Genomic DNA, 12,033 nt, shown 5'->3' on the forward strand with positions numbered 1-12,033 from the left:
CTGCGGCCCCGCCAGACAACCCTTCCCCCCAGTTGCCAGGCCATGCAGTCGTGTCCCTGGCGCAGTACTACCCTGCGCCAGCGCAGGGTGCAGGATGCCCCATGTCCGTTGCCGAACCGTCGCGCCTCCGCCGTAACCGCATGCTGCTGCTGGCAGCTTCCCTCGTCGCGCTTGTTGCGCTGATCGCATGGTGGGCGTGGCCGCACGCTGCTCCGGCAACCGATGAAGGCGGCCGCAAGCCGACTCCGGTGCGCGTGGCGCGCGCCAGTGCCGAACCGCTGCAGTTGCGGCTGAAAGCCATCGGTACCGTGACCCCGTTGCACAGCGTGGTGGTGCGCAGCCGCGTCGATGGTGAACTGCTGAAGCTGCATGTCGACGAAGGCCAGCACGTCCGTGCAGGCGAGCTGATCGCGCAGATCGATCCGCGCCCGTACGAGGTGCGTCTCGCCCAGGCACAGGGCACCCAGCAGCAGAACCTGGCCGAACTGGAAAATGCAGAGCGCCAGCTGCAGCGGTTCCGCGAGCTGCAGGCAAAGAACTATGTGTCCGGGCAGGAACTCAGTGACCAGCAGAGCAAGGTCCGGCAGCTGCAGGGGCGACGCTTGAGCGACCAGGCCACGGTGGACGAAGCCCGCCTGCAGTTGCAGTACACCCGTATCACCGCACCGGTGAGCGGTCGGCTCGGCCTGCGACGGGTGGACGTAGGCAACCTGATCCGCAGCAGCGATGCCGATGGCCTGGTCACGCTGGCGCAGACCGCGCCGATCAGCGTGCTGTTCACCGTGCCCGAACCGGAACTTCCGGCGCTGCTGGATGCCGTGCGCGCCACGCCGGCGTTGGCGGTGCAGGCCTGGGACCGCGAAGAGCGCGCCGCGCTGGGCGACGGTGTGCTGTCCAGCGTGGACAACGTGATCGACACGGCCACCGGCACCTTGAAGCTGCGCGCGCAGTTCGACAACGCCGATGACGCGCTGTTCCCCAACCAGTTCGTGAACATCCGCCTGCAGCTCGGTGCGCACGATGCCGTGGTGATTCCCGATGCCGCCGTGCAGTTCGGCAGCAAAGGCAACTACGTGCATGTGATCGACCAGGATGACAAGGCGCAACGCCGTGATGTGGTGCTGGGACCGGCCGATGGCAGCCGCGTCTCGGTGCGCAGCGGGCTCAAGGCCGGCGAAAAGGTGGTGGTGGAAGGCATCGACGGACTGGAAGACGGCGGCGCCGTGCGCATCATCAGCGAGGACGCTGCGCAGGACGGCGCATGAATCTGTCGCGGCCTTTCATCCTGCGCCCGGTCGCCACCACCCTGTTGATGGTGGCGCTGCTGCTGGCCGGCGTGCTGTCGTATCGGCTGCTGCCGGTGGCGGCGCTGCCGCAGGTCGATTACCCGATCATCCAGGTCACCACGCTGTATCCCGGTGCCAGCCCCGAGCTGACCACGCGGATGGTCACTGCCCCCCTGGAGAAGCAGCTGGGCCAGATCCCGGGACTGAAGCAGATGTCCTCCACCAGTTCCGGTGGCGCGTCGGTGGTGACGCTGCAGTTCGGGCTGGAGGTGTCACTGGGCGTGGCCGAACAGGACGTGCAGGCGGCGATCAACACCGCCGGCAGTTTCCTGCCCGACGACCTGCCGGTGCCGCCGGTCTACCGCAAGGTCAATCCGGCCGACACCCCGATCCTTACCCTGGCGGTGACCTCGCAGGGCATGGCCCTGCCGCAGGTGCACGACCTGGTCGATACGCGCGTGGCGCAGCGTCTGTCACAGTTGCCGGGCGTCGGCCTGGTCAGCCTGGCCGGCGGCCAACGCCCTGCCGTACGCATCCAGGTCAACCCTGCCGCATTGGCCGCCAACGGCTTGGGCATGGACCATGTCCGCACGGCGATTGCCGCCGCCAACGTCAACTTGCCCAAGGGCAGTTTCGACGGGCCGATCCGCGCGGTGATGCTCGATGCGAACGACCAGATGCGCAGCGTCGCGGAGTACCGCGCGCTGGTGCTGAAGTGGCGCGACGGCGCGCCCCTGCGGCTGGGCGACGTGGCCAGCATCAGCGACGGTGCCGAGAACCGGCAGTTGGCAGCGTGGTCCGGCACCACGCCTGCGGTGCTCGTGAACATCCAGCGCCAGCCGGGGGCCAATGTCATCGCGGTGGTGGAGCACGTGCGCGAGCTGCTGCCGCAGTTGCAGGCGGCGCTACCCAAGGGCGTGGAACTGCAGGTACTCAGTGATCGCACCGAGTCCATCCGCGCGTCGGTCCGCGGCGTACAGAAGGAGCTGGTGCTCGCCATCGGCCTGGTGGTGTTGGTGACCTTCGTGTTCCTGCGCAGTGCCTCGGCCACGCTGATTCCCAGTGTCGCGGTGCCACTGTCGCTGGTGGGGACGTTCGCGGTGATGCTGCTGGCCGGCTTTTCGCTCAACAACCTCACTCTGATGGCACTCACCATCGCCACCGGTTTCGTGGTCGACGATGCCATCGTGATGCTGGAAAACATCGCGCGGCACCTGGAAGAAGGCGAGACGCCGATGAACGCAGCGCTCAAGGGCGCCAGCGAGATCGGCTTCACTCTGGTATCGCTGACGGTGTCGTTGATCGCCGTACTGATCCCGCTGCTGTTCATGGCCGATCTGGTGGGCGCGCTGTTCCATGAGTTCGCCATCACCCTGGCCGTGGCCATCGGCATCTCGCTGCTGGTCTCGCTGACCCTGACGCCGATGCTGTGCGCACGCTTCCTGCGCCCCGGCGCGAACAAGCACGAAGGGGTCAGCGGCCAGCGCGGCGACATGTTCGACCGTGTCATCGCCGCTTACGACCGCCAGCTGCACTGGGTGCTGCAGCGCCAGCCGTTGATGCTGATCGCCACTGCGGCGACGTTGCTGCTGACCGTGGCGCTGTACTTCGCTGTCCCCAAGGGCTTCTTCCCGGTACAGGACGCCGGGCTGGTGCAGGGCATCAGCGAGGCGCCGCAGGCGATTTCGTTCCAGGCGATGCGCCAGCGCCAGCTGGCCCTTGCCGCGGCCATCGAGCAGGACCCGGCGGTGGCCAGCCTGTCGTCGTACATCGGTGTGGATGGCAACAACGCGGCCCTCAATACGGGCCGCCTGCTGATCGAGCTCAAGCCGCACGGCCAGCGCAGCGAGGGACGCGGCGACGTCGCTTCGGTGATGGCCCGCCTGCAGCAGCGCGTGGCCGACATCCCCGGCATCACGTTGTATCTGCAGCCCGTGCAGGAACTCGGACTGGAAGACCGCATCAGCCGCAGCCAGTACCAGTTCACCCTGACCAGCCCGGACACCGATGCACTGCAGGACTGGACGCCGCGGCTGCTGCAGGCGTTGCAACGTTCGCCGGTGCTGCGCGATGTGGCCAGCGACCTGCAGATGCAGGGCCGCCAGGCGCGCGTGGTGATCGATCGCGATGCAGCGGCCCGGCTGGGCGTGTCCGTGGAAGCGGTCGCCGATGCGCTGTACGACGCCTACGGGCAACGGCAGATCTCCACCATCTTCACCCAGGCCAGCCAGTACCGCGTGGTGCTGGAGGCGGATCCTGCGCACCAGCCCGGACCGGATGCGATCGCCGGCCTGCGCGTGCGCAATGCCCAGGACCAGACCGTGCCGCTGGGCGCGGTGGCGCGCATCGAACAAGGCCCTGCGCCCCTGCTGCGCAACCATGTCGGCCAGTTCCCGGCCGCCACGTTGTCGTTCAACCTCGCGCCCGGTGCATCGCTGGGCGCCGCCGTCGCCGCGGTCGAGGCCGCGCGGGCGGATATCGCGCTGCCGGCCAGCATCGAGCTGCGCCTGCAGGGCGCGGCTGCGGCCTTCAACGGATCGCTGTCCAGCACGCTGTGGCTGATCCTGGCGGCCGTGGTGGTGATGTACATCGTGCTGGGCGTGCTCTATGAGAGCTTCATCCATCCCATCACCATCCTGTCCACGCTGCCCTCGGCCACGGTAGGTGCGTTGGCCGCGCTGTGGATCAGCGGGCGCAGCCTGGACCTGATCGCGGTGATCGGCATCGTGCTGCTGATCGGGCTGGTGAAAAAGAACGCGATCATGATGATCGACTTCGCGCTGGATGCGCAGCGCAGCCGGGGCATGGCGCCGCGCGAGGCGATCCACCAGGCGGCGCTGCTGCGCTTCCGGCCGATCCTGATGACCACGTTGGCGGCCCTGTTCGGGGCGATACCGCTGATGCTGGCCAGCGGCTCGGGCGCCGAACTGCGCCAGCCGCTTGGCTGGGTGATGGTGGGTGGATTGCTGGTCAGCCAGGTACTGACCTTGTTCACCACGCCGGTGATCTATCTCGCCTTCGACCGCCTGCAGCGCCGTCGCGTGGCCGCTCCGATCCCGGCCGACGGCGGGGCCAAGGCGTGAACCCGGGCGCGCGCATTGCCCAGGCCTGCGTGCAGCGGCCGGTCGCCACCACGTTGCTCGCCGTCGCCCTCGTGCTGGCCGGCCTGATGGCGCTGCGCCTGCTGCCCGTGGCACCGCTGCCGCAGGTCGATTATCCGGCCATCGAGATCAGCGCCAGCCTGCCCGGCGCCTCGCCCGAATCGATGGCGGCCACGGTGGCCACGCCCTTGGAGCGCGCACTCGGCAGCATTCCCGGTATCACGAACCTCGAATCATCCAGTTCGCAGGGGCAGACGGAGATCGAGCTGGAGTTCGTGCTCGACCGCAACATCGATGAAGCGGCGCGCGAAGTGCAGGCCGCCATCAATGCGGCACGCGGCCAGCTGCCCAGTGGCATGCCCGGCATGCCGGAGTACCGCAAGGTCAATCCATCGCAGGCACCGATCCTGGCCCTGGCGCTGACCTCGGACGTACTGTCGCCGGGCCAGCTGTATGACATCGGCTCCACCGTCCTGGCGCAGAAGCTGTCACAGGTACCCGGCGTGGGGGGGGTGCAGGTCGGCGGCAGCGCATTGCCCGCCGTGCGGGTATCGCTGGACCCGAACGCGTTGAACCACGCCGGGCTGGCCCTGGATGACGTATCGCAGGCCATCGCGCGTGCGAACGCATTGCGGCCGCTGGGGGCAGTGGGCAACGCGCAGCAGCAGTGGCAGTTGGAGGCACCGCTGCAACTGCGCGAAGCGGCGCAGTACCGCGAACTCGCCCTTGCCATCAAGGACGGTCGCCCCTTGCGGCTGGGTGACGTGGCACAAGTCGCGGACGGCGTAGAGGATCGCTACGCCAGTGGTTTCCACAACGAACGTCCCGCCGTGCTGTTGATCATCAGCCGCCAGCCCGGCGCGAACATCATCGCCACCGTGGACGCCATCCAGCAGCAACTGCCCCAGCTGCATGCGCTGCTGCCGGCGAACGTCGACATGCAGTTGGTGATGGATCGCTCGCCGGTCATCCGCGCCACCCTGCACGAGGCCGAGCTGACCCTGCTGCTGGCGATCGTGCTGGTGGTGCTGGTGGTGCTCGGCTTCCTCGGTCACTGGCGTGCCGCACTGGTGCCCAGCGTGGCCATCCCTGTCGTGTTGTTCGGCACGCTGGCCCTGATCGCGCTGCTGGGCTTTTCGCTCAACACGCTCTCGCTGATGGCACTGATCGTTGCCGCCGTGCTGGTGGTGGACGACGCCATCGTGGTGCTGGAGAACATCGCACGCCATCGCGAGCTGGGTGCCGATCGGTGGCAGGCGGCGATACGCGGTGCGGGTGAAGTGTCCGCAACGCTGGTGTCGATGAACCTCGCGCTGGCAGTGGTTTTCGTCTCCATCCTGTTCATGGATGACTTCGTTGAACGGTTGTTCCGCGAGTTCTCGCTGACCCTGGTGGCCGCGATGGCGGTATCGGTGGTGGTGGCACTGAGCCTGGTGCCGATGCTGTGCGCGCATCTGTTCACCGATGCACAGCGCACGCCATCGCGATGGCAGCGCGGCAGCAACGCGTTGTTCGAGCGGGTGCGCGCGGGTTACCTGCGCACGCTGGACAAGGGCCTGCAGCGGCTCCGCTGGCCGCTGTTGGCCTTCGTCGCCGTGATCGCGCTCAATGCCTGGTTGCTGCAGAAGGTACCCAAGGGCATGGTGCCGCAGCAGGATACCGCGCAGCTGCGTGGCTTCGCGCGTGGCGATGACGGCCTGTCATTCCAGGCAATGCAGCCCAAGATCAGTGCCTACCGCCAGCTGCTGCTGGATGACCCGGCGATCGAGGACATCATCGGATACATCGGCGGCGGCATGGGGGTCAACAATGCCTTCATCATGATCAAGATGAAGCCCTTGGCCGAACGCAAGATATCCAGCCAGCAGGTGATCGAGCGCCTCCGCAAGAACCTGCCACCGCTGCCTGGCGGCAACCTGTACATGTGGGTGGACCAGGACATCCGCCTGGAAGGCGCCGGCGACAGCGGCAAGCAGGAACTGCAGTTGCTGGCCGCCGACCTCGCGCCGTTGCGTGAGTGGGCGCCGAAGGTAAGCGCCGCGCTGAAGTCCTTGCCGGAACTGGTGGATGTGGAAGCGCAGGGCGAGGCCGGCATGCGCCAAGTGGTGCTGGACATCGACCGCGAAGCCGCCGCGCGCCATGGCGTGGACCTGCGCACGATCGCCACCGTGCTCAACAACTCCTTCAGCCAACGCCAGGTCGCCACGCTGTACGACACCCTCAACCAGTACCGCGTGGTGATGGAACTGGACCCGCGGCATACCCAGGACCCGACCACGCTGCAGCAGTTGCAGGTGGTCGGCGCGGAAGGCCAGCGCATCCCGTTGTCCAGTGTGGCCACGTGGCGCTATGGCATGGCGTCGGACCGTGTCTCCCACAGCCAGCAGTTCGCCTCCATCTGGATCGAGTTCGCGCTGGCACCCGGGGTGGGTCTGGAGCAGGCGGTCACCGCCATCAACGGCGCCATGGCCACGCTGATGCTGCCCGCCACCGTGCAGGCGAAGCTGTCCGGTGAAGCGGCCGGCCTGGAGGAGATGCGGCAACGGCAGCTGTGGCTGCTGTTGGGCGCCACGCTGGCGGTGTACCTGGTGCTGGGCGTGTTGTATGAAAGTTTCCTGCAGCCGCTGGTGATCCTGTCCACGCTGCCTTCGGCCGGCGTCGGCGCCCTGCTCGCCCTGCTGCTGTTCGACAACGAGCTCAACCTGATCTCGCTGTTGGGGCTGTTCCTGCTGGTCGGCGTGGTGATGAAGAACACCATCCTGCTGGTCGACTTCGCCCTGGCCGCCGAGCGGCGCGGTCTCAGCGCGCACGATGCGGTGATGGAGGCGGCACGGCTGCGCCTGCGACCGATCCTGATGACGTCCATCGCCGCGCTGCTGGGCACCCTGCCGCTGATGCTCGGCGGCGGCGAAGGCTGGGAGCTGCGCCGCCCGCTGGGCATCGCCATCGTCGGCGGGCTGCTGGTCAGCCAGCTGCTGACCCTGTACACCACCCCGGCGATGTATCTCGCGCTGGCAAAACTGCAGCGGCCCCGGTAGAGCCAACCTGGTAGAGCCGACTTCAGTCGGCTGCTCCCGCGCTCGCGACCCGCACGCAGCCGACTGAAGTTGGCTCTACCAGGGCGGCTTTACCCCCGCCCGCCAGATCGCGAACACCACCTCGTCCACCACCCCGGCGATGAACCTGGAACGGGTTCATTGCATCCCGTTCCAGGCGCATCGCCGATGCGGCCGCGATGGCTGCCAACTCCGCCAGCCACCGCTGAAGACGGCGCGCCCCCGCAGGCAGCAACCGTCTTCCACACACGTTGCACCGCTCAGGCGGCTTGCGCTTCCACTTCTGCTTCCCGCGCCGCCACGGCCTCGCGGCGCGCACGCACGGCAGCGGCCAACCGCTCCAGCACCACTTCGGTGGTCGCCCAGTCGATGCAGCCATCCGTGATGCTCTGGCCGTGCACCAGCGGCTGGCCTTCCACCAGCTCCTGCCGACCGCCGACCAGGTTGCTCTCGATCATCACCCCGACGATGCGCTGCTCACCGCCGGCCATCTGCGCGGCGATGTCATCGACTACCTTGGGCTGGTTGTCCGGATTCTTCAGGCTGTTGGCGTGGCTGGCATCGACCATCAGGCGCGTGGGCAACTGCGCCTTGGTCAGCACCTGACAGGCATCGGCGATGCTGGCCGCATCGTAGTTGGGCTGCTTGCCGCCGCGCAGGATCACGTGGCAATCCGGATTGCCCGCCGTGGCGACGATCGCGGTATCGCCCTGCTTGGTCACCGACAGGAAATGATGGGGGTTCATCGCCGCGCCAACGGCATCGGCGGCGATCTTGATGTTGCCGTCGGTCCCGTTCTTGAAGCCAACCGGGCACGACAGGCCGGACGCCAGCTCACGATGCACCTGGCTTTCGGTGGTACGTGCGCCGATCGCCCCCCACGCCACCAGGTCGGCGATGTACTGCGGCGAGATCACATCAAGGAACTCCACGCCGGCCGGCAGCCCCAGCTTGTTGATGTCGCGCAGCAGGCCACGGGCAATACGCAGGCCCTTGTTGATGTTGAAACTGCCGTCGAGGTCTGGATCGTTGATCAGCCCCTTCCAGCCCACCGTGGTACGCGGCTTTTCGAAGTACACACGCATGACGATTTCCAGTTCGCCCGCCAGCGCATCGCGCAACGGCTTGAGCTTCTGCGCGTATTCGATTGCGGCGGCCGGATCGTGGATCGAACACGGCCCCACTACGACGGCAAGACGGTCGTCCGCCCCGTGCAGGATGGCATGCAGCGCGCTGCGCGAGGCACTGACGGTGTCGGATGCTTCATCGTCGCAGGGCAGCAGGGCCAGCAGTTCTGCCGGTGAGGCCAGCGGTTCGATCTTGCGGATGCGGAGGTCGTCGGTATGGGGGGGCATGGCGGGGATCTCGGTAAGCGGGTGGGGTTCCCCAGCGCGGCGACAACAAAAAAGCCGCCAGGTTCGCTGGCGGCTTTCGGGAATGCGTCTGAAGGTTTCTTCAGGGTGAACGCAGTCCTTCCTCCGCCTGGGGCTTCGGAAAGTAATACCAATAAAAGTTGGCGTGGGCTGCGTGCATGGTCAGTATTGTTAGCACAGAAATGCGCCAGTGCAACAGTTTCAATCGCAACATCGAACCGACGTGAATCAGTGGTTCAGCGCCGTCCGGTCGGAGCGGGTGCGACACAGGTCATCCTGCTTCTCGCGCAGCCGACGCTGCTTTTCGCTGAGCTTTTCCTGATGCTTGCTGATCTTTCCCTCATCGTTCCGTGCCCGTGCGTCGCGCAGGTTCTGCTCCGCACGGCGCACATCCTCCTGCGATCTGCGGACATCTTCCTGCGCACTGCGCACCTTGCGCTCAGCGCGCTCCGCCTGCCCCGCATCGGTGCAATGGGCCTTGGTCTGGGTCAGCGCAGTCTGCAGACCGGCCGCCTGGTGGACATTGCCCTGCTGACGGGCTTCATCCATCTGACGCTGGATCGCGTCGATCTTCATGGCGCAGGTCTGCGTTCCGGCGAAGGCGCTGGATGCGGACAGCAGGGCGAGCGGCAGCAACGCGGTGAGGGTGATCTTCTTCATGGTAGGTGTCTCGGTGGGAAAAGCGTCAGGCGTACGCCCTGGCACCCAGTGAAAACGAGACCGCGCGCATCGGCCATCGGACGTGGCTGTAAGAACGCAGCGAGACAGAGGCACGCACCACTGCAGCCCGGCATCGCGTTGCCGGAACGGAAAGCCGCCGAGCATGGCTCGGCGCTACCACGGCAGTGCAGCCCGGTAGCGCCGAGCCACGCTCGGCGAGCGCGCAGCGCGGCCTGCGTCAGGTATCGCGTTGCCGGAACGGAACGCCGCCGGGCCAACAAAAAACCCCGCCGTTTCCGGCGGGGTTTTTGATGATGCAGGTGCTACGGGACGCGTTGGACTTAGAAGTCCATACCGCCCATGCCACCCATACCGCCCATGCCACCAGCGCCGCCGCCAGCAGACTCTTCCTTGCGCGGGGCTTCAGCCACCATTGCTTCGGTGGTGATCATCAGGCCAGCGATCGAAGCGGCGTTCTGCAGGGCAGAACGGGTCACCTTGGTCGGGTCCAGGATGCCGAATTCGACCATGTCGCCGAACTCGCCATTGCCGGCGTTGTAGCCGTAGTTGCCAGTCCCTTCCTTCACCTTGTTCAGGATGACCGACGGCTCTTCACCGGCGTTGGCCACGATCTCGCGCAGCGGGGCTTCCATGGCGCGCAGGGCGATCTGGATGCCGTGGGTCTGGTCTTCATTGGCACCCTTCAGGTCGCCAACGGCCACCAGGGCACGCACCAGGGCCACACCGCCGCCCGGGACCACGCCTTCTTCGACGGCTGCGCGGGTAGCGTGCAGGGCGTCTTCAACGCGGGCCTTCTTTTCCTTCATTTCGATTTCGGTCGATGCGCCGACCTTGATCACTGCAACGCCACCGGCCAGCTTGGCCACGCGCTCCTGCAGCTTCTCACGGTCGTAATCGGACGAGGTGTCTTCGATCTGCGTCTTGATCTGGGTGACGCGCGACTGGATCGCTGCACCGTCGCCGGCACCGTCGATGATGATGGTGTTTTCCTTGGAAACCTGCACCTTCTTGGCGCGGCCAAGATCGGTGATGGTGGCCTTCTCCAGCGACAGGCCCACTTCCTCGGAGATCACGGTACCGCCGGTCAGCACGGCCATGTCTTCCAGCATCGCCTTGCGACGGTCGCCGAAGCCCGGTGCCTTGACGGCCACGACCTTGACGATGCCACGGATGGTGTTGACCACCAGGGTCGCCAGCGCTTCGCCTTCGACTTCTTCAGCGACGATCAGCAGCGGCTTGCCCGACTTGGCGACGCCTTCCAGCACCGGCAGCAGGTCACGCACGTTGGAGATCTTCTTGTCGTGCAGCAGGATGTACGGGTCATCCAGGTCGGCCGTCTGGCCCTGCTGGTTGTTGACGAAGTACGGGGACAGGTAGCCGCGGTCGAACTGCATGCCTTCGACGACGTCCAGCTCGTTGTCCAGGCCCGAGCCTTCTTCAACGGTGATGACGCCTTCCTTGCCAACCTTCTTCATCGCTTCGGCGATGATGTTGCCGATCGACTCGTCCGAGTTGGCCGAGATCGTACCGACCTGGGCAATCGCCTTGTCGTCAGCGGTCGGCTGGGAGATCTTCTTCAGCTCGGCAACCGCGGCGATGACCGCCTTGTCGATGCCGCGCTTGAGGTCCATCGGGTTCATGCCGGCCGCGACGGCCTTGGCGCCTTCGCGGATCAGGGCCTGCGCCAGCACGGTCGCGGTGGTGGTGCCGTCGCCAGCGTCGTCATTGGTGCGCGAAGCAACTTCCTTCACCATCTGCGCGCCCATGTTCTCGAACTTGTCAGCCAGTTCGATTTCCTTGGCAACGGAGACGCCGTCCTTGGTGATGGTCGGCGCGCCGAAGCTCTTTTCGAGCACGACGTTGCGGCCCTTCGGACCCAGGGTTGCCTTCACGGCATTGGCGAGCACGTTGACGCCGCGGACCATGCGGGCGCGGGCGTCTTCACCGAAACGAATATCTTTGGCAGCCATTGCGATTACCTTTTAATTGAAATGCGGTTGTAGCGCCGGGCGACGCCCGGCGGCTTGATGCGCGGATGCAGCTCAGCCGATGACGGCGAGCACGTCGTCTTCGCGCAGGACCTTGTACTCCACGCCAGCTTCCTTGTAGCTGCTGCCGGCGTACTGGCCGTAGATCACCTTGTCGCCAACCTTCAGCGACGGCGCGCGCACGCTGCCGTTGTCCAGTGCCTTGCCCGGACCCACGGCAACGACTTCACCCTTGGTCGACTTTTCCTTGGCCGAATCCGGGATCAGGATGCCGCCGGCGGACACTTCCTCGGCTTCGATCGGCTTGACTACAACGCGGTCGTGAAGCGGCTTCAAGTTGCTCATGTGAGACCTCTCAAGTTATTGATTGTGCTGAAAAAGTCCGGCGATTTTAGCACTCACCCGAGGTGACTGCCAGAACCGCTCGTGAAAAAAGCCCGAACTGATCGGGACACAGCAGAGATGGAGCCCGGCCTTGCCCTTTCAAGGGGCTCCTTCAATTTCTTTTTTGGTGATGCCGATCACGCCCCCCATAAGAAGCGTGCCGA

7 protein-coding genes are annotated in these 12,033 nt (G+C 66.1%); 3 read left to right on the forward strand and 4 right to left on the reverse strand.

Translation table 11 applies throughout. From position 1 onward, the window contains the following. Window positions 1–101 precede the first annotated feature (101 nt). Genes ICJ04_RS15950 through ICJ04_RS15960 form a run of 3 tightly spaced genes read left to right on the forward strand, consistent with a single transcriptional unit; the run spans window position 102 to window position 7,425 of the window. Window positions 102–1,265 (forward strand): MdtA/MuxA family multidrug efflux RND transporter periplasmic adaptor subunit, encoded by a 1,164-nt coding sequence (locus tag ICJ04_RS15950; RefSeq protein ID WP_188325152.1) that lies wholly within the window; start codon window positions 102–104, stop codon window positions 1,263–1,265. Next, a complete protein-coding gene (locus ICJ04_RS15955) occupies window positions 1,262–4,369 on the forward strand; it encodes a multidrug efflux RND transporter permease subunit (protein ID WP_188325153.1) in 3,108 nt (1,035 codons plus the stop codon). Before ICJ04_RS15950 ends, ICJ04_RS15955 begins: the two co-directional genes overlap by 4 nt. Next, window positions 4,366–7,425, forward strand: coding sequence for an efflux RND transporter permease subunit (locus ICJ04_RS15960; RefSeq protein WP_223202919.1), 3,060 nt, complete (start codon window positions 4,366–4,368; stop codon window positions 7,423–7,425). The genes ICJ04_RS15955 and ICJ04_RS15960 overlap by 4 nt, the downstream gene beginning before the upstream one ends. A 278-nt stretch (window positions 7,426–7,703) precedes the next feature. Here ICJ04_RS15960 and ICJ04_RS15965 read toward each other — a convergent pair whose 3' ends face one another. The 4 genes from ICJ04_RS15965 to ICJ04_RS15980 form a co-directional block, all read right to left on the reverse strand. Then, window positions 7,704–8,798, reverse strand: coding sequence for a 3-deoxy-7-phosphoheptulonate synthase (locus ICJ04_RS15965; protein ID WP_188325154.1), 1,095 nt, complete (start codon window positions 8,796–8,798; stop codon window positions 7,704–7,706). Between the two features lie 246 nt (window positions 8,799–9,044). Further along, on the reverse strand, window positions 9,045–9,476 hold the full coding sequence (locus ICJ04_RS15970; protein ID WP_188325155.1) for a DUF1090 domain-containing protein: 432 nt from the start codon (window positions 9,474–9,476) through the stop codon (window positions 9,045–9,047). 341 nt (window positions 9,477–9,817) lie between these two features. Then, a complete protein-coding gene (gene groL, locus ICJ04_RS15975) occupies window positions 9,818–11,467 on the reverse strand; it encodes a chaperonin GroEL (protein ID WP_188325156.1) in 1,650 nt (549 codons plus the stop codon). A 72-nt stretch (window positions 11,468–11,539) separates the two neighbouring features. Continuing rightward, complete coding sequence (locus ICJ04_RS15980) at window positions 11,540–11,830, reverse strand: co-chaperone GroES (protein ID WP_188325157.1); 291 nt, start codon at window positions 11,828–11,830, stop codon at window positions 11,540–11,542. Window positions 11,831–12,033 lie beyond the last annotated feature (203 nt).

The organism is Stenotrophomonas sp. 169 (assembly GCF_014621775.1).
In the GTDB taxonomy this organism is placed as follows: domain Bacteria; phylum Pseudomonadota; class Gammaproteobacteria; order Xanthomonadales; family Xanthomonadaceae; genus Stenotrophomonas.

Bases quoted from the DNA above. Each gene is read 5' to 3' on its own strand.
- ICJ04_RS15955 (WP_188325153.1), top strand. From the start codon at position 1,262: ATGAATCTGTCGCGGCCTTTCATCCTGCGCCCGGTCGCCACCACCCTG.
- ICJ04_RS15970 (WP_188325155.1), bottom strand. From the start codon at position 9,476: ATGAAGAAGATCACCCTCACCGCGTTGCTGCCGCTCGCCCTGCTGTCC.
- ICJ04_RS15950 (WP_188325152.1), top strand. From the start codon at position 102: ATGTCCGTTGCCGAACCGTCGCGCCTCCGCCGTAACCGCATGCTGCTG.
- ICJ04_RS15965 (WP_188325154.1), bottom strand. From the start codon at position 8,798: ATGCCCCCCCATACCGACGACCTCCGCATCCGCAAGATCGAACCGCTG.
- ICJ04_RS15980 (WP_188325157.1), bottom strand. From the start codon at position 11,830: ATGAGCAACTTGAAGCCGCTTCACGACCGCGTTGTAGTCAAGCCGATC.
- groL (WP_188325156.1), bottom strand. From the start codon at position 11,467: ATGGCTGCCAAAGATATTCGTTTCGGTGAAGACGCCCGCGCCCGCATG.